19 protein-coding genes are annotated in these 22,826 nt (G+C 73.3%); 14 read left to right on the forward strand and 5 right to left on the reverse strand.

The genetic code is table 11. The features are described from left to right. Positions 1–369: 369 nt before the first annotated feature. Positions 370–1,710, reverse strand: coding sequence for an SWIM zinc finger family protein (locus tag ABT084_RS22490; RefSeq protein ID WP_351046689.1), 1,341 nt, complete (start codon positions 1,708–1,710; stop codon positions 370–372). 135 nt (positions 1,711–1,845) lie between these two features. Here ABT084_RS22490 and ABT084_RS22495 point away from each other — a divergent pair, with 135 nt between their 5' ends. The 5 genes from ABT084_RS22495 to sucD all read left to right on the forward strand — a co-directional run bounded on the left by ABT084_RS22495 (position 1,846) and on the right by sucD (position 8,915). Then, positions 1,846–2,952, forward strand: a complete 1,107-nt coding sequence (locus tag ABT084_RS22495) for an ATP-binding protein (RefSeq protein ID WP_351046692.1) — start codon at positions 1,846–1,848, stop codon at positions 2,950–2,952. Continuing rightward, positions 2,949–5,324: a DUF5682 family protein gene (locus ABT084_RS22500; protein WP_351046694.1), complete on the forward strand. Its 2,376-nt coding sequence runs from the start codon at positions 2,949–2,951 to the stop codon at positions 5,322–5,324. Before ABT084_RS22495 ends, ABT084_RS22500 begins: the two co-directional genes overlap by 4 nt. Before the next feature lie 89 nt (positions 5,325–5,413). After that, entirely contained in the window at positions 5,414–6,547 is a 1,134-nt protein-coding gene (locus tag ABT084_RS22505; protein ID WP_351046872.1) for a VWA domain-containing protein, read from the forward strand. A gap of 274 nt (positions 6,548–6,821) precedes the next feature. Then, complete coding sequence (gene sucC, locus ABT084_RS22510; RefSeq protein ID WP_351046697.1) at positions 6,822–8,000, forward strand: ADP-forming succinate--CoA ligase subunit beta; 1,179 nt, start codon at positions 6,822–6,824, stop codon at positions 7,998–8,000. 21 nt (positions 8,001–8,021) lie between these two features. Next, positions 8,022–8,915 carry a succinate--CoA ligase subunit alpha gene (gene sucD / locus ABT084_RS22515; RefSeq protein ID WP_351046700.1) on the forward strand — a complete coding sequence of 298 codons (894 nt, stop codon included), beginning with the start codon at positions 8,022–8,024 and terminating at the stop codon, positions 8,913–8,915. Positions 8,916–9,041: 126 nt separating this feature from the next. On the opposite strand, the gene ABT084_RS22520 is transcribed toward sucD, so the two are convergent. Continuing rightward, positions 9,042–10,583, reverse strand: a complete 1,542-nt coding sequence (locus ABT084_RS22520; protein WP_351046703.1) for a helix-turn-helix domain-containing protein — start codon at positions 10,581–10,583, stop codon at positions 9,042–9,044. 119 nt (positions 10,584–10,702) lie between these two features. Here ABT084_RS22520 and ABT084_RS22525 point away from each other — a divergent pair, with 119 nt between their 5' ends. Then, the gene (locus tag ABT084_RS22525) at positions 10,703–12,613 is read left to right on the forward strand and encodes a cell division protein PerM (RefSeq protein ID WP_351046705.1); all 1,911 of its coding nucleotides are present in this window, start codon (positions 10,703–10,705) and stop codon (positions 12,611–12,613) included. 37 nt (positions 12,614–12,650) lie between these two features. Here the strand turns inward: ABT084_RS22525 and ABT084_RS22530 are convergent, their stop codons facing one another. Then, positions 12,651–13,289: a hypothetical protein gene (locus ABT084_RS22530; RefSeq protein ID WP_351046708.1), complete on the reverse strand. Its 639-nt coding sequence runs from the start codon at positions 13,287–13,289 to the stop codon at positions 12,651–12,653. A 285-nt stretch (positions 13,290–13,574) separates the two neighbouring features. Between ABT084_RS22530 and purN the strand changes: the two genes are divergently transcribed. Beyond that, positions 13,575–14,174: a phosphoribosylglycinamide formyltransferase gene (gene purN, locus ABT084_RS22535; protein ID WP_351046711.1), complete on the forward strand. Its 600-nt coding sequence runs from the start codon at positions 13,575–13,577 to the stop codon at positions 14,172–14,174. After that, entirely contained in the window at positions 14,171–15,763 is a 1,593-nt protein-coding gene (purH, locus tag ABT084_RS22540; RefSeq protein ID WP_351046714.1) for a bifunctional phosphoribosylaminoimidazolecarboxamide formyltransferase/IMP cyclohydrolase, read from the forward strand. The genes purN and purH overlap by 4 nt, the downstream gene beginning before the upstream one ends. Positions 15,764–15,846: 83 nt before the next feature. On the opposite strand, the gene ABT084_RS22545 is transcribed toward purH, so the two are convergent. Beyond that, positions 15,847–16,452 carry a hypothetical protein gene (locus ABT084_RS22545; protein ID WP_351046716.1) on the reverse strand — a complete coding sequence of 202 codons (606 nt, stop codon included), beginning with the start codon at positions 16,450–16,452 and terminating at the stop codon, positions 15,847–15,849. Between the two features lie 254 nt (positions 16,453–16,706). On the opposite strand from ABT084_RS22545, the gene ABT084_RS22550 reads away from it, so the two are divergent. Together ABT084_RS22550 and ABT084_RS22555 are read left to right on the forward strand one after the other, a co-directional pair. After that, positions 16,707–17,582, forward strand: coding sequence for a bifunctional methylenetetrahydrofolate dehydrogenase/methenyltetrahydrofolate cyclohydrolase (locus tag ABT084_RS22550; RefSeq protein ID WP_351046718.1), 876 nt, complete (start codon positions 16,707–16,709; stop codon positions 17,580–17,582). Beyond that, positions 17,579–18,178: a DUF3017 domain-containing protein gene (locus tag ABT084_RS22555; protein WP_351046721.1), complete on the forward strand. Its 600-nt coding sequence runs from the start codon at positions 17,579–17,581 to the stop codon at positions 18,176–18,178. Before ABT084_RS22550 ends, ABT084_RS22555 begins: the two co-directional genes overlap by 4 nt. Here ABT084_RS22555 and ABT084_RS22560 read toward each other — a convergent pair. Beyond that, complete coding sequence (locus tag ABT084_RS22560; RefSeq protein ID WP_351046724.1) at positions 18,165–19,097, reverse strand: LysR family transcriptional regulator; 933 nt, start codon at positions 19,095–19,097, stop codon at positions 18,165–18,167. The two genes, ABT084_RS22555 and ABT084_RS22560, sit on opposite strands and share 14 nt — an antisense overlap. Before the next feature lie 71 nt (positions 19,098–19,168). Here ABT084_RS22560 and ABT084_RS22565 point away from each other — a divergent pair, with 71 nt between their 5' ends. The 4 genes from ABT084_RS22565 (at position 19,169) to ABT084_RS22580 (ending at position 22,801) form a co-directional block, all read left to right on the forward strand. Then, positions 19,169–19,771 (forward strand): short chain dehydrogenase, encoded by a 603-nt coding sequence (locus ABT084_RS22565; RefSeq protein WP_351046726.1) that lies wholly within the window; start codon positions 19,169–19,171, stop codon positions 19,769–19,771. Between the two features lie 152 nt (positions 19,772–19,923). After that, on the forward strand, positions 19,924–20,721 hold the full coding sequence (locus ABT084_RS22570) for an aspartate/glutamate racemase family protein (RefSeq protein ID WP_351046728.1): 798 nt from the start codon (positions 19,924–19,926) through the stop codon (positions 20,719–20,721). Continuing rightward, a complete protein-coding gene (locus tag ABT084_RS22575; protein ID WP_351046731.1) occupies positions 20,721–21,737 on the forward strand; it encodes a DMT family transporter in 1,017 nt (338 codons plus the stop codon). Before ABT084_RS22570 ends, ABT084_RS22575 begins: the two co-directional genes overlap by 1 nt. Positions 21,738–21,892: 155 nt before the next feature. Continuing rightward, entirely contained in the window at positions 21,893–22,801 is a 909-nt protein-coding gene (locus tag ABT084_RS22580) for an iron-containing redox enzyme family protein (protein ID WP_351046734.1), read from the forward strand. Positions 22,802–22,826 lie beyond the last annotated feature (25 nt).

The raw sequence follows: 22,826 nt of genomic DNA on the forward strand, positions 1-22,826 counted from the left end.
GGACGGCCGTGACGGCCGCCGCGTCCAGCAGGGCCCGCGGCGAGCCGGTCGCACCGCTGCCGCGCCGCCGCTCGGTGCCGAGCAGCGCGGCGGCGACCAGCTCGTCCCAGTCCGCGGGCGCGACCCCGCCCCCGTGTTTCTCCCCGTTCATGTGCCCCTCCCTCGTCGTCGCTTGCCTGCCGTGCGCTCCGGTCCCGCCCCCTCCGCGGGACCGGAGCAGTCTCCGTACCTCTCTATGGACCGGATCTCCGGAAGAGACGGCCTAGCTGGCGTGGTTGTCGTTCATCGAAGCCCCCCGGCTTGCTCGTTCGTGCCCCGTGGCGCCCCCGCGCCACCGGTACTGCCGCGCGGCTCGCGCCGCGTCGTCGTTCAGTTCAGGGCGACGGGCTCGGACGAGCCCTCCGCCCAGGCGGTCAGTGGGGTGAATCCGCGGTGCCCGCATTCGCCGAACACCGTCACCGGGCCGCCCCCGGACAGGGCCGCCAGCTGCCACAGCCCCGACCGCGATCTCCCCTGGGCCGTGGTCACGGGCAGGGCGGACGTCCCCTCCGCGTCCGCCAGCTGCCAGCCCCGCTCCCCGGGTATGGGGACCACCGGGCCGAGCACCACCGGCCAGGAGTCCAGCCACGGGTCCTCGCGCAGCGCCGTTCCATAGGCGTCGAGCGCGGCCCCCGTCGAGATCCCGGCCGGCGCCCGCGGCCACGGCGAGGGCGCGGCGAACCGCTCCCCCAGATCAGCCCGCAGCCCCGCCGACCCGGGCCGGAACCGGGCTTCCGCGTCCAGCGCCAGACCCACCGGGAGCGCCAGCGCGGGCGGCCGGCCGGGCGGACCGAAGTCCAGGACCAGCGCGGCCCGTCCGCTCACCGCACCGCGCAGCCAGATCCGGCGCGTGGTGAGTCGGCCGTCCGGCGAGACGGTGTCGTACTGGGCCAGCACCAGCCATCGGTCGCGCACCGCGTCTCCCTCCGCGGTGGCCGTCACGCCGATCCTGGTCCGTACGGTCGCTGCCAGCGGCCCGGGCAGTTCCCCCACCCCGAGCCACGCCCGGTCCAGCAGATGGAGCAGCGCGCACTCCTCCAGCATCCGGCCGGGCCAGCCCGGACCGGAGGTGGGAATCGTGCCCAACTCCCTTACGCGGGCGGCCAGTCCGGGCGCCTGTGCATCGACCATACGGGCCGCCGTCTCCTCCCACAGGGAATATCCGGCGTGCTCCTGACCGGCCAGTCCGCCGCGCAGCAGATCGGCCAGCCGCTGCTCCAGCTCGCTCACGCCCGCGCCGATCCGGGCCGCCCTGCGCTCCCCGCGGCGCCGGGCGGCTTCCGGGTCGGCCGCCCCCGGGGCCGGGCCCTGCCGGGCCCGGCCCGCCCGCGCGGCCCGCTCGGTCAGCCAGGCCGAGGCCCACTCCGGCGCCTCGGCCGGCTCGCCGAATCCCTCCGCCGCCCAGAGCAGCAGCAGCCCCAGCGCGTGCTTGCACGGGAACTTCCGGCTCGGACACGAGCAGGTGTACGCCGGGCCCGTCAGGTCCACGACCGTCCGGTACGGCGTACTGCCACTGCCCTTGCACCACCCCCATACGGCACCGGAAGCGGAACCTCCGGTCTGCGACCACGGACCCGCCCCACCCAGCTTGGCCCCCGCCTTGCGTGACGCCACGTCAGGAGCCAGAGCCAGTACCTGTTCCGCTGTCCAGCGGACCCCCTGCTCAGTCATGTGTCCCACCGTAGGGACCGCCACTGACAATCGCTCTGACCTGCAACAACGCCATGAGCAGGGGGCGTTGTCAGTGGTGTGGTGCACGGTGGTTCACAGCAGCCGGAAGCGGCTGTCGAGCATTGGAGGGGGACCATGACCATGCCCGAGAACGGCGCCGGTGCCGAGGTGCTGCGCCCGCACGCCGAAGACGCCTTCGCGCACGAACTGAAAGCCCTGGCGGCCGCCGACGACCGGCCCCGCCCGGCCCGCTGGAAGCTCTCGCCGTGGGCCGTCGCCACCTACCTGCTCGGGGGCGCGCTCCCCGACGGCACCGTCATCACGCCCAAGTATGTCGGCCCGCGCCGCATCGTCGAAGTCGCCGTCACCACCCTGGCCACCGACCGCGCCCTGCTCCTGCTCGGCGTCCCCGGCACCGCGAAGACCTGGGTGTCCGAACACCTCGCCGCCGCGGTCAGCGGCGACTCCACCCTGCTCGTCCAGGGCACCGCGGGCACCCCGGAAGAGGCCATGCGCTACGGGTGGAACTACGCCCGGCTGCTCGCCCACGGCCCCAGCCGCGAAGCCCTCGTTCCCAGCCCCGTCATGCGGGCCATGACCGAGGGCATGACCGCCCGGGTCGAGGAGCTGACCCGGATCCCCGCCGACGTCCAGGACACCCTGATCACCGTGCTGTCCGAGAAGACCCTGCCCATACCCGAGCTGGGCCAGGAGGCGCAGGCCGTCCGCGGCTTCAACCTCATCGCCACCGCCAATGACCGCGACCGCGGGGTCAACGAACTCTCCAGCGCGCTGCGCCGCCGCTTCAACACCGTCGTACTGCCGCTGCCCGCCACCGCAGACGCCGAAGTCGACATCGTGGCCCGCCGCGTCGACCAGATGGGCCGCGCGCTGGACCTGCCAGCCGCGCCCGAGGGCCTGGACGAGATCCGCCGCGTCGTCACGGTCTTCCGCGAGCTGCGCGGCGGCATCACCGACGACGGCCGGACCAAGGTGAAGTCTCCGAGCGGGACGCTGTCGACCGCCGAGGCGATCTCGGTGGTCACCAACGGCCTGGCCCTCGCCGCCCACTTCGGCGACGGCGTCCTGCGCCCCTCGGACGTGGCCGCGGGCATCCTCGGCGCGGTCGTCCGCGACCCGGCCGCCGACACGGTGGTCTGGCGGGAGTACCTGGAGGCCGTGGTCCGCGAGCGCGACGGCTGGAAGGACTTCTACCGCGCCTGCCGCGAGGTGACGGTATGAGCCCGCGCGCCGCCGGCCCGCTGCTGCTGGGCGTGCGGCACCACGGGCCCGGTTCGGCCCGGGCGGTGCGGGCCGCGCTCGACGCCGCCCGGCCGCGGGCCGTGCTGATCGAGGGACCACCGGAGGGGGACGCGCTGCTGCCGCTGGCCGCCGACCCCGGGATGCGGCCGCCCGTGGCGCTGCTGGCCCACGCCGCCGACGACCCGGGCCGGGCCGCGTTCTGGCCGCTCGCGGGGTTCTCCCCGGAGTGGGTCGCCATCCGCTGGGCCCAGAGCCGGGACGTGCCGGTCCGCTTCATCGACCTCCCCGCCGCCCACACGCTGGCCGCCGCGCCCGAGACGGACCCGGACGCCGGGGCGGGGGACGGCGGCCCCGCCGCCGGGGCCCGGCTCGACCCCCTCGCCGTGCTCGCGGAGACGGCCGGGTACGAGGACCCGGAGCAGTGGTGGGAGGACGTCGTCGAACACCGGGGGAGCGACGGCCGGGCCGCCCCGCTCGCCGCGTTCGAAGCGCTCGCCGAGGCGATGACCGCGCTGCGCGAGGTGTACGGCGACGGCGGCGGCCCCCGGGATCCGGTCCGCGAGGCGTACATGCGCCAGCGGATGCGGGCCGCCCGCCGCGAGTTCGGCGACGACTACGCGGTGGTGTGCGGGGCCTGGCACGTGCCCGCGCTGCGCGCCAGGAACACGGCGAGCGCCGACAAGGCCCTGCTCACCGGGCTGCCCAAGGTCAAGGTGGAGACCACCTGGGTGCCCTGGACCCACCGCAGGCTGGCCCGGGCCGGCGGATACGGCGCGGGCATCACCTCGCCCGGCTGGTACGCGCACCTCTTCGCGGCCCGCGACCGGCCTGTGGAGCGCTGGCTGACGAAGATCGCGGGGCTGCTCCGCGAGGAGGACCGGCAGGTCTCCTCGGCGCATGTCATCGAGGCGGTCCGGCTCGCGGAGACCCTGGCCGCGATGCGCGGCCGCCCGCTGCCCGGCCTCGGCGAGACCCTCGAGGCGGCCCGGGCGGTGATGTGCGAGGGCTCCGGCATACCCCTCGCGCTCATCGAGGACCGCCTGGTCGTGGGCGACGTACTCGGCGAGATACCGGACGCGGCGCCCGTCGTGCCCCTGCAGCGGGACCTGACCCGGCTCCAGCGCTCCCTGCGCCTCAAGGCGGAGGTCCAGGAGCGGGACCTGGAGCTCGACCTGCGCAAGGAAACGGACAGCGCCAAGTCCCTGCTGCTGCACCGGCTGCGGCTGCTGAACATCGGGTGGGGCGCGCCGACCGCCTCCCGGGGCGGCACCGGCACCTTCCGCGAGAGCTGGCGCCTGCGCTGGGAACCGGAGCTGTCGGTGCGGGTCGCCGAGGCCGGGATCTGGGGCACCACCGTGCTCGCCGCGGCCACCGCGAAGGCCGAGGCCGACGCGGCCGCCGCCGAGGAGCTCGGCCAGGTCACCGCCCTGGCCGAACAGTGCCTCCTGGCCGGGCTCTCGCAGGCGCTGCCCGCCGTCCTGCGGGCCCTGGCCGACCGGGCCGCGCTGGACACCGACGTGGCCGGCCTCGCCCGGGCGCTGCCCGCCCTCGCCCGCTCGCTGCGCTACGGCGACGTGCGCGGCACGGACACCGCCGCGCTGGGCACGGTCGCGGCCGGGCTCGCCGAGCGGATCTGCGTGGCGCTGCCGCCCGCCTGCGCCACCGGGCTCGACGCCGACGCCGCGGCCGAACTGCGGGGCCATGTCGACGCGGTCCACGGCGCGATCGGGCTGCTCGGCCGCGGCGATGACGCCGAAGACGCCGGTGATGGCGATGACGCCGGGCTGCGCGGGCGCTGGTCGGCGGTCCTGCGGGCGCTGGCCGGACGGGACACGGTGCCCGGGCTGATCCGCGGCCGGGCGGTCCGGCTGCTGCTCGACGACGGCGCCCTCCCGGCCGAGGAGACCGCCCGGCTGATGGGGCTCGCGCTGTCCCCGGCGGCCGGTCCGGCCGACGCGGCCGGGTGGATCGAGGGCTTCGCGGGCGGGGCCTCCGGCGGCGGCACCCTGCTGGTCCACGACGAGCGGCTGCTCGGCCTGATCGACACCTGGCTGACGGGGGTGCCGGAGCGCGCGTTCGTCGACGTACTGCCCCTGCTGCGGCGGACGTTCGGCGCGTACGAGCCGGGCGTGAAGCGGACCCTGGGCGAGCTGGTGCGGCGAGGCCCGGGCACCGCGGGCGCGGCCGCGGCCACGGCCGGGGCGGCGCCCGAGGGCTTCGGCCCGGAGCTGGACCCGGAGCGGGCGGACGCGGTGGTGGCCCTGGTCCGGATGCTGCTGGCGGGGGCCCGCGGCGAGGACGACGACCTGGTGGACGAGCTGGTGGACGACATGGTGGGGGTGGCCCGGTGAACACGACGTACACGACGTACACAGCGGAGACGGCGGAGACGGCAGTAACAGCGGAGACGGCCGGGACCGCGGACGCGGCGGGGGAGCGGCTGCGCCGGTGGCGCCTCGTGCTCGGCGGGGGCGAGGCCGACGGGACCGGACACGCGCTGACCGGACGCGACGCGGCGATGGACGCGGCCCTCGGGGCGCTCTACGGCGGCGCCGGGAGCGGGACCGGCAAGCCGCCCCGCCGCGCGGGCGAGCGGTCCGCCGGACTCGGGGCGTCCGCCCCGGCGGTGGCCCGCTGGCTCGGTGACATCCGTACGTACTTCCCCGCCTCCGTCGTCCAGGTCATGCAGCGCGACGCCATCGAGCGGCTCGGGCTCTCCGCCCTGCTGCTGGAACCGGAGATGCTGGAGGCCGTCGAGCCGGACGTCCACCTCGTCGGCACCCTGCTCTCCCTCAACAAGGCGATGCCCGACACCACCCGGGAGACCGCCCGGGTCGTGGTCCGCAAGGTGGTCGAGCAGCTCGAGAAGAAGCTCTCCGGCCGCACCCGGGCCGTCCTCACCGGCGCGCTCGACCGGTCCGCCCGGATCAGCCGCCCCCGGCACCGGGACATCGACTGGGACCGCACGATCCGCGCGAACCTCAAGAACTACCTGCCCGAATACCGCACGGTCGTCCCCGAACGGCTGATCGGCTACGGCCGAGCGGCGCAATCGGTGAAGAAGGAGGTGATCCTCTGCATCGACCAGTCCGGTTCGATGGCCGCCTCCGTCGTCTACGCCTCGGTCTTCGGCGCCGTCCTCGCCTCCATGCGCGCGATCGCCACCCGCCTGGTCGTCTTCGACACCGCCGTCGTGGACCTGACCGACGAGCTGGAGGACCCCGTGGACGTCCTCTTCGGCACCCAGCTCGGCGGCGGCACGGACATCAACCGGGCCCTGGCCTACTGCCAGTCGAAGATCACACGGCCGGCGGACACCGTCGTCGTCCTGATCAGCGACCTCTACGAGGGCGGCATACGCAACGAGATGCTGCGCCGGGTCGCGGCGATGAAGGCGGCCGGCGTCCAGTTCGTCACCCTGCTCGCGCTCTCCGACGAGGGCGCCCCCGCTTACGACCGCGAACACGCGGCGGCCCTCGCGGCCCTGGGCGCTCCGGCCTTCGCCTGCACTCCCGACCTGTTCCCGGAGGTGATGGCGGCCGCGATCGAGAGGAAGCCGCTTCCGGTGCCGTAACGAGCCATGGCCGTCGCTGGACAGGGGCGGATCACACGAATCTGCAGATCAACCGTGAGGCGATCTGTGACAGGTATCACCGCTCAGGTGTGATCTGCGATTTAGGGACCTACGGCCCACGGGGATAACCTGCGAGACGGACATGCCGCGTTCACGGTCACCGTGTGCGCCTCCCTTGTGACAGCGCCGTCACGTTGCCCTCCGCGGCACGCCCACGCAGATAGCAGAAAACCGCGAATCACTGCGAATCTTTGAAGACAAGGGACGGACGCGCGTGGACCTGTTCGAGTACCAGGCGAGGGACCTCTTCGCCAAGCACGGTGTACCGGTGCTGGCCGGTGAAGTGATCGACACGCCTGAGGCAGCCCGCGAGGCGACCGAGCGCATGGGCGGCAAGTCTGTCGTCAAGGCGCAGGTCAAGGTCGGCGGCCGCGGCAAGGCGGGTGGCGTCAAGCTCGCGGCGACCCCGGACGAGGCCGTCGCTCGCGCGACGGACATCCTCGGCATGGACATCAAGGGCCACACGGTCCACAAGGTGATGATCGCCGAGACCGCTCCCGAGATCGCCGAGGAGTACTACGTTTCGTACCTCCTCGACCGGACCAACCGCACCTTCCTGGCCATGGCCTCGGTGCAGGGCGGCATGGACATCGAGGAGGTCGCGGAGAAGACCCCCGAGGCCCTCGCGAAGGTCCCGGTCAACGCCAACGAAGGCGTGACCATCGAGAAGGCCCGCGAGATCGTCGCCCAGGCGAAGTTCCCGGAGGCCGTCGCCGAGCAGGTCGCCGAGATCCTGGTGACCCTGTGGGCGACCTTCATCGCCGAGGACGCGCTCCTCGTCGAGGTCAACCCGCTCGCGAAGGTGGCCGACGGCCGCGTCATCGCGCTCGACGGCAAGGTCTCGCTCGACGAGAACGCCGAGTTCCGCCAGCCGGGCCACGAGGAGTTCGTGGACCACGCCGCCGCGAACCCGCTCGAGGCGGCCGCCAAGGCCAAGAACCTCAACTACGTCAAGCTCGACGGCGAGGTCGGCATCATCGGCAACGGCGCGGGTCTCGTCATGAGCACCCTCGACGTGGTCGCGTACGCCGGTGAGAACCACGGCAACGTCAAGCCGGCCAACTTCCTCGACATCGGCGGCGGCGCGTCCGCCGAGGTGATGGCGAACGGTCTCGAGATCATCCTCGGTGACCCGGACGTCAAGTCCGTCTTCGTCAACGTCTTCGGTGGCATCACCGCCTGCGACGAGGTCGCCAACGGCATCGTCCAGGCCCTGGCCCTGCTGGAGAGCAAGGGCGAGGCGGTCACCAAGCCGCTCGTCGTCCGCCTCGACGGCAACAACGCCGAGCTGGGTCGCAAGATCCTCTCGGACGCCAACCACCCGCTGGTCCAGCGCGTGGACACCATGGACGGCGCGGCCGACAAGGCCGCCGAGCTCGCGGCTGCGAAGTAAGGGCAGAGGTCACAGACTCACATGGCTATCTTCCTCAACAAGGACAGCAAGGTCATCGTCCAGGGCATGACCGGTGCCACGGGCATGAAGCACACCAAGCTGATGCTGGCTGACGGCACCAACATCGTCGGCGGCGTGAACCCGCGCAAGGCCGGCACCAGCGTCGACTTCGACGGCACCGAGGTCCCGGTCTTCGGCTCCGTCGCCGAGGCGATGGAGAAGACGGGCGCCAACGTCTCCGTCCTCTTCGTCCCGCCGGCCTTCGCGAAGTCCGCGGTCGTCGAGGCCATCGACGCCGAGATCCCGCTGGCCGTCGTCATCACCGAGGGCATCGCGGTGCACGACTCCGCCGCCTTCTGGTCGTACGCGTCCGCCAAGGGCAACAAGACGCGGATCATCGGCCCGAACTGCCCCGGTCTGATCACGCCGGGCCAGTCCAACGCCGGCATCATCCCGGGCGACATCACCAAGCCCGGCCGGATCGGTCTCGTGTCCAAGTCCGGCACGCTGACCTACCAGATGATGTACGAGCTGCGTGACCTCGGCTTCTCCTCCGCCGTCGGCATCGGTGGCGACCCGGTCATCGGCACCACGCACATCGACGCCCTCGAGGCGTTCGAGGCGGACCCCGACACCGACCTGATCGTCATGATCGGCGAGATCGGCGGCGACGCCGAGGAGCGTGCGGCGGACTACATCGCCAAGCACGTCACCAAGCCGGTCGTCGGTTACGTCGCGGGCTTCACCGCCCCCGAGGGCAAGACCATGGGCCACGCCGGCGCCATCGTCTCCGGCTCCTCCGGTACCGCGCAGGCCAAGAAGGAGGCCCTCGAGGCCGCCGGTGTCAAGGTCGGCAAGACGCCGACCGAGACCGCGAAGCTGGCGCGCGAGATCCTGAACGCCGCGAGCGCCTGATTTCAGCCGCCGCGCTGGCGACGCGCGTCTGACGTACGCGTCTGACGTCCGCGTCCGATGTACGAGTACGGGCGTGGCCCGCACCCCTGGTGGGTGCGGGCCACGCCCGTTCGCGCGTTCCGGGCCCTACTCGCCCTTCGGGTGCAGCCGGTGGGGCCCGGCGGCCGGTTCCGAGCGGAGCTTCTCGTGGAGCTGCCTGCTCGCGTCGCTGAGCCGCGGCGGACCGTTGTGCGGCGCGGGCACCCCGCTGACCATGGCGCCGGGGGCGGGCGTGGGCTCGTACCGGGTGGGCGCCGTGACGGCCGTGTAGGAGGTCGCCGCCGTGATGGCGGCCGTCAGCCCGACGACCGCGCGGGTCCAGAACCGGGTGCGGTGCTCGGAGGTCTTCCGGACGGCCGCCGCCGGGCGCGGTTCGAGCGATACGGCGGGCGCGAGCGAGCCGAGCCGCTCGCGGAGCAGCGCCGACTGCTTCTCGGGCGGTACGTCGACCAGCTCGGGCAGCCGGTGGGCCAGCGCGGCATGCGCGTTGACCAGCCGGTTTCCGGCGGTCGGCGTGCTGGCCTCGGTCTCGGCGGCGGTGTCCGGGAGGTCGAGGCCGATGCCGTCGTAGAGCAGCACGGTGCGCCGGTGGGCCGGGGGCAGAGCGAGCATCGCGTCCATGAGGATGCGGTCGGCGGGCGCGGCCGGGGGCTTGTCGGGGTGCTTGTGCGCCCGGCCGAGCCGGTGCCAGGGGGAGAGCGCGTACTCGTACGCCGCCGCGCGGACCCACCCGACCGGATCGGGGTCGGTGGCGACCTCGGGCCAGTGCTGCCACGCCCGGTGGAAGGCGCGCTCGACGGACACGCGGGCGAGGGTGCGGCGGCCGGTGAGCAGGTACGTCTGGCGTACGAGCGCGGGCGCGGCGTACGCGTAGAGCGCGTCGAAGGCTTCGGCGGGGCCGAGGGGGCGGGGCGGGGGCTCGGGCTCGGGGTGCTCGTGGGCGGAGGGGGCGGGGTCTTCGGCTGTGGGCGGGGTGGGTGCGAGGGCGGCCAGGGGTTGAGGTGCCGGTGCCGGTGCCGGTGCCGGTGCGGGGGCGGGGGCGGCCGGGGTGGGGGCGGTGGCCGGGTGCGCGTGGGCGGTGCGGAGGGCGGCGAGGGCGGCGGCGGTCCGGGCCTCGTGGCGGGCCGCCGTGGCCGGGGGCTTCGCGGCCCGCTTGGCCGCGGGCTTGGGCCGGGTCTGGGCCGCGGCGGGCCGGGCGGGGGCGCCGGACTTGGTGAAGGTCCGCACGGCCCCGGTGGCGTGCGGCGGGGCCGGGGCGTGCTCGGGGTCGCCCGCGGCTCCGGTCGCGGCGGTTTCGTGCGGTGCGGTGTCGTGCGCAGCGGTCTCGCTCGGTGCGGTGTCGTGCGGGGGAGCCGGGGGCTGCGGGTCGGGGTCGGGGGCGCTGTCCGGGCTGCTCTCAGCGGCCTTGTCCGGGGAACTGTCCGCGCCGGTCAGCAGCTTGATGTACGCCTCGCGCTTGCGGCCGCGGGGGGTCGTGCGGCCGGTTTCCCAGGAGCGCACCGTGGAGGCGGTCACGCCCACGGCGGCGGCGACTTGATCGGGCGTCAGGTCGGCCGCCTCGCGCAGCCGGCGGCGCTCCTTCGGGGAGGGAAGGCGCAGCTTCGAGGTCGTCTCGACGCTTCGTGTCATGCCACACTCCCCGCGACCCGGCAGTCCTGGGCGAAAAAGTACATAAACGTATATTGAGCGACACCACGGGCAATCGCCTGTTACCCGCCCATAGCGCGTGTCGTTGGCACCATGGCGGGGTGACCCAAGTGACCGAACGCGGGACCTCATTGCCGACGGCGCCGCGGTCCGGCGGACGGCGGGGTACTCCGGCGGCCGCCGCGTGCGTGCTGGGCGGAGCCGTGGCCGCCGGACTGGGGCTCGGCTGCGTCGCCGTCCTCGTCATGGTGCTGTGGATCAGCTCGCCCTACCCCGACAGCGGCCCCGGCGGGGCCCTGCACGTGGCGGCCGGGCTGTGGCTGCTCGCGCACGGCACCGAGCTGATCAGGTACGACACGCTGTCCGGGGTGCCGGCGCCGGTGGGGATCACTCCGCTGCTGCTGCTCGGCCTGCCCATTCTCCTCATGCGGCGGGCCGCCCGGCTCGCGACCGACGACGGCGCCGGGGCCGGTGGTGGTGCCGGTGGCGGTGGCGGTGCCGCGGGTGAGGTGCTGTCCGCCGGGACCGTCTTCGCGGCGGTGCTCTGCGGCTATCTGGCCGTGGGGGCGGGCGCCACCGTGTACGCCGCCCGGGGGCCGGTGCCGGCCGATCCGCTGAGCGCGGCCTGGCACGTACCGCTGGTCGCGGTCGCCTCGGCCGCCGCCGGGGTCTGGGCCGCCCGCGGGCACCCGGCCGTGTGCTGGCCGTCCTGGGTGCCGGCAGGCGCGCGGAGGGCCTTCACGCGCCCCCGGTACGCGCTGGCGCTGCGGGCGGGGAGCGCGGGGGCGCTCGTTCTCGTCGGCGGGGGCGCGCTGCTGCTCGCGGCCTCCCTCGTCTGGCACGGCGGCCAGGTCCAGGCGTCGTTCCTGTCGCTGACGGGGGTGTGGTCCGGCCGGTTCGCGGTGCTGCTGGTGGCGCTGGCGCTGGTGCCGAACGCGGCGGTGTGGGGCGCGGCGTACGCGCTCGGGCCCGGCTTCGCCGTGGGCACCGGGGCGACGGCGACCCCGCTCGGCTTCGCCGGATCGCCCGCGATGCCGCGGTTCCCGCTGCTGGCGGGGCTCCCGCCGGAGGGGCCCGGCTCGCCGCTGACCTGGGCGGTCGCCGGGGTGCCGGTGGTGGCCGGGCTGGTGGTGGGGTGGTTCGTGGTGCGGCGGGCGCGGGAGGTCTCGTACGTCGAGACCGCGCTGACGGCGGCGCTGGGCGGGGTGGTGTGCGGAGTGCTGCTGGGCGGGCTGGCGGCGATGGCCGGGGGGCCGCTGGGCTCGCGCGAACTGGCCGACTTCGGGCCGGTGTGGTGGGCGACGGGGGCCGCGGCGACGGCGTGGACGCTGGGGCTGGCGGTGCCGGTGGCTCTGGTGGTGCACGGGTGGCGTGAGCGGCCGGCGCGGGGTGAGGCGGGCAGCTGGCACGACAGCGGTGTCCGCGAGGCGCGCTGGGCGGCCCTGCGCAAGGCCGCGGGCACCCTGGTCCCGGACTTCCCGTCCCCGTCCGCCTCCCCCTCCCCCTCCCCGTGGCCGGGCGGGGGTGCGGTGGCGGAGGGAGGCTCGGGTGCGGGTGCGGGTGCGGCGGTGGTGCCGGGTCCGGGGTCGGCGTCCGGGGCGGTGCCGGTGGCGGCCCCGGGGCCCGCGGCGGCAGCTCCGCCCGCTCCCTCGGACACGGACGCCACCCCCGCCTCGGCCGCGGCCCCCACGCGGGGCTCGGCCCCGGTTCCGGGCTCGCCTCCGGCCGTGGTGCCGCCGGGGGACCCTCGGGGCGTCCTCCGTCCGGGCCCGGCCCCGCAGGGTGCGCCCGCTCCGGGTGGTCAGGGTGGCGGGCCGCACGCGGATGCCACTGCCGAGGCCCTGCGGGCGGCCCTCGAGACGCTCGCCCCCGGCCCGGCCTCCGGTCCTGCGGAGGGTGCCCCCGGTGCCCCGGGGGCGGCCGGGGCCCGCTCCTCGACCCCGAGCCCTTTGTCGCCCGGGGTGGTGGGTGCGCGGGTCCTGACCAGGCGCGTCCCCCCGGGCGAGCAGTAGCGGGCCGGGGGGCGTGCCGCGTCCCGCTCCCCCCTCGTTACTCCTGGACCTTCAGCAGGTCGCCCAGGAAGTTGTCCGGGAGCTTCGTGTTGCACTGGAGGGCTGCGGTGCGCGTGAGGGCGTCGTCGCGGCAGATGTAGAAGTCCTTGTACGCGATGTGCGAGGCGTACGTGCCGAGGGCCAGGAGCAGTGCCAGCGACGCCGTCACCAGGCCGCTCACCGCCGCCGCGCGCTGGGGGCGGGCCGCCGGGCCCAGCGCGGCCAGGCCGCTTTCCGTGGGGCGGGGCGGGGCGGACGGCGCCGGGGCGTCCGACGGCTGCGGCTGCGCGGGGCGCTTGGCGCGCAGGGCGCTCACGCCCCAGTACAGGGCCAGCGCGCCCAGGAGCAGGCCCGCCGACGGGAATTCGAAGACGCCCAGGAAGAAGCCCCACATACCGGCGAGCAGCGCGTACCGCGCGCGCCGCTGGATGGGGTCGGTGGGGTCCCAGCGGGCCGGGCCGCCCCCGAGGCCGCCCGGTCCGTCACCGCCGTCCCGGTTCCGGCGTTCCTGCTCGTCCGCGCCCCTCCGCGGCTGCCACGGCTGGTCGGGCCGCCCTTCCGGGGGAGCCGCGTAGGGGTTGTCGTTCTCGGGCGCGGACGGCGGGGTGGGAGAGGAGGGCTGACGGCGGTCCGGCATCGGGTGCGTTTCTTCCCCTGTGGCGTGGTGTGTGAAGTGGTGTGGGCGCGGAGTGCGGTGTGGGGCGTGGTGGGCGGTGTGACCGGGTGGTGTGTACATGGGTGTGGACGGGTTGTATGCCTGACGCTACCTGCCGGTCGTCCCCCCGTCCCTCGGGGGCCGTCCGGTGTGCCGGTATCGTTGCAGGCGGTCGGTGGCTTCGTATGGTCCCCCGTATAGCGGGGTACCCGAGTTTCGTACGACCGTACAAAGACGAAACCCGCATTCCGCAAGAAAGGGCCTCCGATGGCCGCCTCCCGCCTGGTCGTGCTGGTCTCCGGCTCCGGCACCAATCTCCAGGCCCTGCTCGATGCCGTCGATCTCGGTGCCGAAGTCGTCGCCGTGGGGGCCGACCGCGAGAACATCGTGGGTCTGGAGCGGGCCGAGAAGGCCGGCATCCCCACGTTCGTGTGTCCCGTCAAGGGGTACGCCGACCGCGCGGAGTGGGACGCGGCGCTCACCGAGGCCACCGCCGCGTACGCGCCGGACCTGGTCGTCTCCGCCGGGTTCATGAAGATCGTGGGCCCGCGGTTCATCGACCGCTTCGGCGGCCGGTTCATCAACACCCACCCCGCCCTGCTGCCCGCCTTCCCCGGCGCGCACGGCGTACGGGACGCCCTCGCGTACGGCGCGAAGGTCACCGGGTGCACGGTCCACTTCGTGGACTCCGGCGTGGACACGGGTCCGATCATCGCCCAGGGTGTGGTCGGGATCCGGGACGAGGACGACGAAGCCGCTCTCCATGAGCGCATCAAGGAAGTCGAGCGCACGCTGCTCGTCGATGTCGTGGGGCGTCTAGCCCGGCACGGCTACCGCATTGAGGGACGAAAGGTAACAATCCAGTGACCGCCGTAGAGACCGCACAGAGCAACGACCCCGTGACGACCCAGCGGCCGATCCGGCGCGCGCTCGTGAGCGTCTACGACAAGACGGGACTGGAAGAGCTGGCCCGCGGCCTGCACGAGGCGGGCGTCACGCTCGTCTCCACCGGCTCCACCGCCTCCAAGATCGCCGCCGCCGGTGTGCCCGTCACCAAGGTCGAGGAGCTGACCGGCTTCCCCGAGTGCCTGGACGGCCGGGTCAAGACGCTGCACCCCCGCGTGCACGCCGGCATCCTCGCCGACCTGCGCCTCGAGGACCACCGCCGCCAGCTCGCCGAGCTGGAGGTCGAGCCCTTCGACCTGGTGATCGTCAACCTCTACCCCTTCCGCGAGACCGTCGCCTCGGGCGCGAGCCCCGACGAGTGCGTCGAGCAGATCGACATCGGCGGCCCCTCGATGGTCCGCGCCGCCGCCAAGAACCACCCGTCGGTGGCCGTGGTGACCAGCCCCGAGCGCTACGCCGACGTCCTCGCCGCGGCCCAGGGCGGCGGCTTCGACCTGACCGCGCGCAAGCGGCTGGCGGCCGAGGCCTTCCAGCACACCGCCGCCTACGACGTCGCCGTGGCCTCCTGGTTCACGAACGCGTACGCGCCGGAAGAGGGCGCCGTACTCCCCGAGTTCCTGGCCGGGGCCTGGGACCGCAAGGCGAGCCTGCGCTACGGCGAGAACCCGCACCAGGCCGCCGCGCTCTACACGGACGGTCAGCCGGGCGGGCTCGCCAACGCCGAGCAGCTGCACGGCAAGGAGATGTCCTTCAACAACTACGTCGACACGGAGGCCGCCCGCCGGGCCGCCCACGACCACGACGAGCCCTGCGTCGCGATCATCAAGCACGCCAACCCGTGCGGCATCGCGGTCGGCGCGGACGTCGCCGAGGCGCACCGCAAGGCGCACGCCTGCGACCCGCTCTCGGCCTTCGGCGGCGTCATCGCCGTCAACCGCCCGGTGACCGTCGCGCTCGCCGAGCAGGTCGCGGAGATCTTCACCGAGGTCATCGCCGCCCCGGCGTACGAGGACGGCGCCCTGGAGGTCCTCGCCAAGAAGAAGAACATCCGCGTCCTGAAGGTGGACGGCGACCCGCACCAGCCGGGCGACCTCAAGCCGATCAGCGGCGGCGCGCTGCTCCAGCACGCGGACCTCTTCCAGGCCGAGGGCGACGACCCGGCGAACTGGACGCTCGCCACCGGTGACGCCCTCTCGGAGAGCGAACTGGCGGAGCTGGCCTTCGCGTGGAAGGCCTGCCGCGCCGTCAAGTCCAACGCGATCCTGCTGGCCAAGGACAGCGCCTCGGTCGGCGTCGGCATGGGTCAGGTCAACCGCGTCGACTCGGCGAAGCTCGCCGTCGAGCGGGCGGGCGCCGAGCGCGCGCAGGGCTCGTACGCCGCTTCGGACGCGTTCTTCCCGTTCCCCGACGGGCTGGAGATCCTGACCGCCGCGGGCATCAAGGCCGTGGTGCAGCCGGGCGGTTCGGTCCGTGACGAGCAGGTCATCGAGGCCGCGAAGAAGGCGGGCGTGACGATGTACTTCACCGGGACGCGGCACTTCTTCCACTGACCCGGGACAGCTGAGAACGGCGAAGGCCGCGACCCGCGTTGCGGGTCGCGGCCTTCGCCGTGTGCGGGGGTGCCGGGAACGCGTCAGACGTTCTTGGGGCGGTTGAACCACGCGGCGCCGTCGGCCTTCGCCAGGAAGACGATGACGAGGATCGACAGGATGGTGTGCACCAGACCGATCAGGATGAACGGGTAGATGCCGAGCAGCGCGGTGATCGAGGCGAACACGATCGCCGTGATGCGGACGGCGTTGCCGCCGTTGCCGAACTTCGCGCCGAGCACGATGGCGACGATGCCCCACACGAGGATCGCGACCGCGAAGCCGTAGAGAACGCCGGTCGGGAAGTCCTTCAGCGCGTCGAACTGGCTGCTCGCCTGCACCGAGGGGTCGTTCTTCGCCTTGTCGATGGCGCCGGCGCCCAGCACGAAGAGGGCCGCGCCGATGACCTGGAACGCGCCGATGATGAACAGCATGACGCGCGCGCCGGAGACACCACCCGGCATCGTCAGCGGAGCGCCCGAGTAACCGCCCGGGTATGCCGGGGCGCCACCCTGCGGGTAGCCGTAGCCGCCCTGAGGCGGGACTCCCTGGGGGGCCTGCTGCGGGTACCCGTAGCCGGGCTGGCCGCCCTGCGGGGCCGCCGGCTGCTGCTGCTGGCCGTAGGGGTTGTTCGGGTCGCCGAAGCTCATGTTGGGCTGTTCCTCCGTAGAAGTGCGGGGACGCGTGGTCAGCGCGGAGGAACTCTTGCGATTGCGGTACGCCCCCCGGCCCTGCCCGCGGCACTATTGCCGCCATCGTGGTCGGATCCGCAGGAGATTGTCCAGTCCATGGCCGCCGGAGCCTGTCACTTGTTGTGCAAGTGCAATGAACCGGGCGCGGTCAGGGCTGGCTTGGACGCGGTGCGAGTGGAACCGGGGGCCGTCCATCCGGGAGGATGGGGCACATGACCGCCCAGATTCTCGATGGCAAGGCCACCGCGTCCGCGATCAAGTCCGAACTGACGGCCCGCGTGGCCGCCCTCACGGCCCGGGGTGTCACCCCCGGCCTGGGCACCCTGCTGGTCGGAGACGATCCGGGGAGCCGCTGGTACGTCAACGGCAAGCACAAGGACTGCGCCGAGGTCGGCATCGCCTCGATCCAGCGCGAACTGCCCGCGACGGCCACCCAGGAGGACATCGAAGCGGTCGTCCGTGAACTCAACGCGAACCCCGAGTGCACCGGGTACATCGTCCAGCTGCCGCTCCCCAAGGGCATCGACACCAACCGGGTGCTCGAACTGATGGACCCGGCGAAGGACGCCGACGGGCTGCACCCGATGTCGCTCGGGCGGCTGGTGCTGAACGAGCCGGGTCCGCTGCCGTGCACGCCGTACGGGATCGTGGAACTCCTGCGCCACCACGGCGTGGAGATCAACGGCGCGCACGTCGTGGTGCTGGGCCGCGGGATCACCGTCGGCCGGTCCATCGGGCTGCTGCTGACCCGCAAGTCGGAGAACGCGACCGTGACGCTGTGCCACACCGGTACGCGCGACCTGCCGGCTCTGCTGCGGCAGGCGGACATCATCGTGGCCGCGGCGGGCGTGCCGCACCTGGTCAAGCCCGAGTACGTGAAGCCGGGGGCGGCCGTCCTGGACGTCGGGGTCAGCCGGGACGAGAACGGCAAGATCGTCGGGGACGTGCACCCGGGGGCCGCGGAGGTGGCCGGGTGGCTGTCCCCGAACCCGGGCGGCGTCGGGCCGATGACGCGGGCGCAGCTGCTGGTGAACGTGGTGGAGGCGGCGGAGCGGCTCGCCGCGGCGGCGGAGACGGAGACCGCGTGAGCACGCCGGAACCGGCGGCGGCGAACGGCAAGGTCCCGCAGTCCGAGGCACCGCGGCCCGAGGCCCCGCAGTCCGAGGCACCGCAGTCCGAGGCCCCCGACTCCAAGGCCCCGCGGTCCGAGGCCCCCTCGGTCGATACGCCTGCCGCCACGCCCCGCAAGCCCCCCGCCGCACCCGACGGCCCCGCCGCCGGGCAGGAGCAGGCCGGGGCGCGGTCGCGGCGGCCGCCCGCCGTCACGCTGGACACCGCCCGGCCCGAGGGCGGTGGCCGGGCGGCCCCCGGCGGGGCGCCCGCGCCCGCGCGTCAGTGGCCCATGCTCAGCGTGCTCGGGGCCACCGCCGCCGGGCTGCTCATCACCGCGTTCGGGCACTCCCGGGTCGGCTGTCTGTTCATCGGGGTGGCGCTGGTCGCCGCCGCGGTGCTGCGGCGGGTGCTGCCGTCCGTGGGGATGCTCGCGGTGCGCTCCCGCTTCACGGACATGGTCACCTACGGCCTCCTCGGCGTCGCGATCATCCTGCTCGCGCTGGTGACGGAGCCGAAGCCGTGGCTGGAGATCCCGTTCCTGACCGACGCCGTGCGCTTCACCGTCCGCTGAGATCCGGATCGGCGTCCGGGGCGCCGGATCCCGGAGCGCCGAGCGCCGCCAGCGTGGCCAGGGTCGCCGCGATGGCGGGCTGCGCCTTGGCGCCCGTACGCACCAGCGCCTCGATGGTCCGGCCGCGCCCCGGCAGCGTGATGATCGCGGTGCCGGGCGGCGGGCTGTCGCACAGCAGCCGCGGCAGGATCGTCACCGCGTGTCCGGTGGCGACCAGCCCCAGCGCCCCGCGCAGGTCCCCGCAGTCGTGCTCGATCCGCGGGGTGAACCCGGCGTTGCGGCACGCGTGCAGCAGCATCTCGCGGCAGCTGCTCGGCGCCGGCGCCGAGATCCACGCCCGGTCCCGCAGGGCCGCGAGACCCTCCCGCGCCACGAGCGGCCGCAACGCCTCCGGCAGCGCCAGGCACAGCGGATCGTCGAAGAGGGGCACCGAGGTGGTGCCGATCGCGGTCGGTTCGCCGAGCAGGTGGTAGTGGAACGAGACGGCCAGGTCCAGCTCGCGCCGGCGCAGCCGCGGGACGGCGTCCTCCGGCTCGGCCTGGATGATCCGGGGCCGCAGCAGCGGATGGCGGCGGGCCAGCTCCGCGACGAGCGGGGCCGCGACCGGGCCCAGCGTGCTCGGGGCGCAGCCGATGCTCAGTTCCCCGCTGAGGTCGTCGTCGAGCGCCCGCACCGCCCCCTCGGCCCGCTCCAGCGCGGCCAGGACGTGCTCGCACTCGGCCGCGAGGGCCACTCCGGCCGCCGTCAGCCGCAGCCCGCGCCCTTCGCGCCGCATGAGCGAGGCGCCCGCCTCGGACTCCAGGGCCCGTAGCTGCTGGGAGACGGCGGAGGGGGTCACGCCGTGCAGATCGGCGACCGCGGTCACCTTTCCGTGTTGTGCCAGGTCACGAAGGATCACCATGCGCCTCACATCAAGCATGAGTTCATCTTAACGATGGTTGAAGCCTGAGTAGCTGGACTTCACGGTCTTTTCCGCGTCATCCTCGACCCATGAAGACTCTGCTGATCGGCGCGAACGGAACCCTCGGACGAGCGGTTCACACGGCTCTGCGGGACCGCGGCCACGAGGTCGTCACCGCCTCCCGCAAGGAATCGGACCTCTTCGTCGACATCACCGACCCCGAGTCGATCCGCTCCCTGTACGACCAGGCGGGCCCGGTCGACGCGGTGGCGAACGCGGCGGGCAGCACCCCCTGGAAGCCGCTGGGCGGCCTGGCCACCCAGGACGTCCGCGACGGCCTCGAGGGCAAGGCCGTCAGCCAGATCGAGCTGGTCCTCCAGGGCCTGGAGCGGCTGCCCGAGCACGGCTCGTACACGCTGATCACCGGCATCCTGGCCCGCGAGTTCCTGCTCACCGGCGCGGTCGCCTCCCTCGCCAACGGCGCCATCGAGGCCTTCGTCCGCGCGGCCGCCATCGAGCTGCCCGGCCGCCAGCGGATCAACGCGGTCAGCCCGACCGTCTTCGAGGAGTCCCTCGACGTCTACGGCGACGCCTTCGCCGGATTCGACGCGGTACCGGTGAGCCGCGCCGCGGCCGCCTACGTGAAGTCGATCGAGGGCCACCAGACCGGACAGGTCTTCCGCGTCGGGTAACCACACCGGACCGGGGACATTCGTCGAGTTCACCGCCGCGTCGATAACCGCACTGCGCAAAGCCGAACCATCAGCGCACCTTCCGCCCGCCGCCCGTGGAATGCACAGTCGGTGGGTATCTCTGGAATTTTCCGGATTACGGAGGGGCAGTGATGAACGCAACGGATGACGCCTCGGGAACGGGAACGGCTCCCCGGGTACTGAAAATCGGTCTGGTCGGGGGCCTCAGTTTCCCGTCGACGATCACCTACTACTACCGGATCAACCGGGAGATCAACAGCCGGCTCGGACTCGCGCATTCCCCGCGCATCGCCCTGGAAAGCCTGGACTTCCAGCCGATGGTGGAGGCGATCGCGGCCCGGGACGGCGACTCGGTGGCCGGTCAGATCGCGGGCGCCGCGCGCCGCCTGGAGGCCGGCGGCGCCGACTTCTTCGCGATCTGCTGCAACACGGTTCACGAGTACGCCGACCTGGTCACCGCGCAGACCGACCTCCCGCTCATCAACATCTGCAAGGCGACCGCCGCGGAGACCGCCCGGCGCGGCTTCACCAGGATCGGCCTGCTCGGCTCCGCCTTCTCGATGGAGGAGTCCTTCTACCGCGACGAGTTCACCGCCCGCGGCATCGAGGTGGTCACCCCGGAGGCGGACGACCGGGCCTTCATGCAGTACTCCATCGAGCGCGAGCTGTGCACCGGGACCATCTCCCAGGCCACCCGCGACCGCTTCCTGAGGATCTCGAACGACGTCCTCGCGCAGGGCGCGCAGGCGCTCGTCCTGGCCTGCACCGAGGTGCCGCTCGTGGTCCGCCCCGAGGACTTCGACGCCCCGGTGATCGACACGGTCCACGTGCACACCGAGGCCATCGTGGAGTACGCCCTCGCCCATGCCGGGCCGGCGGCCCAGGTCCCCGCCGTCGAGGCGGCCACCGCGGGCGCCGGGCGCTCGTGATGCGCGCCGTCCACGTCAAGATGACGGTCGCGACGGTCCTCCTCGGCTCGTACCTCGTCGCGAGCAAGCTGATCCTGCGCGAGGTGCCGGTCTTCACCGCCACCTTCGTGCGCCTGATCGCCGCGGTCCTGGTGCTCTCCGTGTACCTACGGCTGCGGCCCCCGGAGCGCGGCGGGGGCGCCCGGCCCGCCCGGCCGGGGCGCCGGGACGCCGCGGTGCTCTTCGCGCAGACCCTGCTAGGGGTGTTCCTGTTCAGCGTGTTCGCCATGTACGGGGTGAAGATGACCGGGGCCATCGAGGCCGGCGTCCTCCTCGGCATGGTGCCCATCTCGATCAGCCTGGTCGCGATCCTCTTCCTCGGGGAGCGGCTGACCGGGCGGCGCGGGCTGGGGATCGCGCTGGCCGTGCTCGGGGCGGTCAGCATCAACGTGATGAGCGGCGGCGGCCGCACGGCCGGCGCGCACGCGGCGCTCGGCGTGCTGCTGCTCGTGTGCTCCGTGCTGTGCGAGGCGGTCTTCGTCACCTTCGGCAAGCTGCTGACGACGCCCATCGCGCCCGCCCGGCTCTCGCTCATCCTGTCGGTGGCGGGCTCGCTGATGTTCCTCGTGCCCGCGGGCGTCGAGTCGCACTGGGGGGTGGACCTGGCCGGGGTCGGCTGGCAGACGTGGGCGCTGATGGCCTACACCGGGGTGGCCATCAACGGGATCGCGGTCGTGCTCATGTACGACAGCCTCGACAGCGTGGACACCACGGTGGTGGCCGCCTTCACGGCGCTCACCCCGGTCAGCGGCGCCGTGCTCTCCGTCCTGCTGCTCGGCGAGGAACTGCGCGCCTATCACCTGGTGGGCATGGTCCTGGTGGTCGGCGGGGTCTTCGTCGTGGCGAAGGAGAAACCCGCGGCGAAAGGAGAAGAGGTGACCGCTGATTGCGTCGCTGATTCCGTCGTGGATTCCGTGGATTCCGTGGATTCGGCGGTGGACGGCCATCCTGCGTATTCGAGCAATGCGGTTAGCTGAACCTTGAGGGGCCTTCTCCGCCGTGGCCCGGACACGGCAGAGTTTTGGGCAGGACGAGACTCTCACGAAGGGAATCGGTACCAATGGCGACTGCCCTTGCTGCCCCTCTCATTTCCACCACCACCGCTTCCGCGCATTCCCTTGGCCAGGACCTCGTGAACGACCTGGAGAAGGCGTTCCCGCAGTCCGGGCCATTTGACCGCGAAGTGCGGCTGAAGCTCTTCAAACGGCTCCACGCCCACTACGTCGCCTACATGGCGGGCCCCGAGGAGTTCGCCTCCATCCCCCGGCTCAACGGCGACCCGGGCATCGCGGCCATCGAGGACGCCTGGCTGTCCTGGGAGGACGGCCAGGTGGACCCCGACACCCTGCCGAAGACGGGCGCCGAGTTCCGCAGCTGGTTCCTGACCACCGCCGACCAGCACACCCAGCCCGAGTTCTGTGCCTACCTCGCCGACGAGGCCGACCTCAACGAGATCGCCCTCTTCTTCATGGGCGAGGAGCTGGTCGACAGCAAGTTCGACGACCTGATGGCCATGGTGCAGATCGGCACCCAGGGCCCCACCAAGCTCACCATCGCCGAGAACTACTGGGACGAGATGGGCGAGGGGAACATCGAGCACATCCACACCCGGATGTTCGAGCACTCCGCCCAGTACATGCGCACCCACTTGGCGCAGTCCGGCATCGACTACTCCAACCTCCAGTTCCCCGAGGCGTACGAGAACGCCTCGCTGCTGCTCCAGTACGGCATCCACCGCCACCTCAACCCCCGCGCCCTCGGCGCGATGGGCGTCCTGGAGCAGAGCGCCTCACCGCGCTTCCAGGCGATGGTCGACGGCTGCCGCCGCCTCGGCGTCCCGGAGGACGTCATCGACTACCAGCGGATCCACGTCCACGTGGACGCCGATCACGGTGCCGAGTGGTTCGAGGGGGTCTTCGTACCGCTCGTGGACCGCTCGCCGGGCCTGCTCCGGGAGATCTCCCTCGGGGTGCTCACCCGGGTGCGCGTGGCCAACGGCTACTACACGCGCATCTGGGACGCCATGAAGGCCCTCCGCTAGCAGCCGGGGCCCGCGAGGGCCGGGA

The organism is Streptomyces sp. NPDC002138 (assembly GCF_040296485.1).
Classification (GTDB): Bacteria; Actinomycetota; Actinomycetes; order Streptomycetales; family Streptomycetaceae; genus Streptomyces.

Coding starts and splice junctions, on each gene's coding strand:
- ABT084_RS22570 (WP_351046728.1), top strand. CDS start 19,924: ATGAACGCAACGGATGACGCCTCGGGAACGGGAACGGCTCCCCGGGTA.
- ABT084_RS22495 (WP_351046692.1), top strand. CDS start 1,846: ATGACCATGCCCGAGAACGGCGCCGGTGCCGAGGTGCTGCGCCCGCAC.
- ABT084_RS22575 (WP_351046731.1), top strand. CDS start 20,721: ATGCGCGCCGTCCACGTCAAGATGACGGTCGCGACGGTCCTCCTCGGC.
- ABT084_RS22500 (WP_351046694.1), top strand. CDS start 2,949: ATGAGCCCGCGCGCCGCCGGCCCGCTGCTGCTGGGCGTGCGGCACCAC.
- ABT084_RS22530 (WP_351046708.1), bottom strand. CDS start 13,289: ATGCCGGACCGCCGTCAGCCCTCCTCTCCCACCCCGCCGTCCGCGCCC.
- ABT084_RS22490 (WP_351046689.1), bottom strand. CDS start 1,710: ATGACTGAGCAGGGGGTCCGCTGGACAGCGGAACAGGTACTGGCTCTG.
- ABT084_RS22545 (WP_351046716.1), bottom strand. CDS start 16,452: ATGAGCTTCGGCGACCCGAACAACCCCTACGGCCAGCAGCAGCAGCCG.
- ABT084_RS22560 (WP_351046724.1), bottom strand. CDS start 19,097: ATGCTTGATGTGAGGCGCATGGTGATCCTTCGTGACCTGGCACAACAC.
- sucD (WP_351046700.1), top strand. CDS start 8,022: ATGGCTATCTTCCTCAACAAGGACAGCAAGGTCATCGTCCAGGGCATG.
- ABT084_RS22520 (WP_351046703.1), bottom strand. CDS start 10,583: ATGACACGAAGCGTCGAGACGACCTCGAAGCTGCGCCTTCCCTCCCCG.
- ABT084_RS22550 (WP_351046718.1), top strand. CDS start 16,707: ATGACCGCCCAGATTCTCGATGGCAAGGCCACCGCGTCCGCGATCAAG.
- purN (WP_351046711.1), top strand. CDS start 13,575: ATGGCCGCCTCCCGCCTGGTCGTGCTGGTCTCCGGCTCCGGCACCAAT.
- ABT084_RS22565 (WP_351046726.1), top strand. CDS start 19,169: ATGAAGACTCTGCTGATCGGCGCGAACGGAACCCTCGGACGAGCGGTT.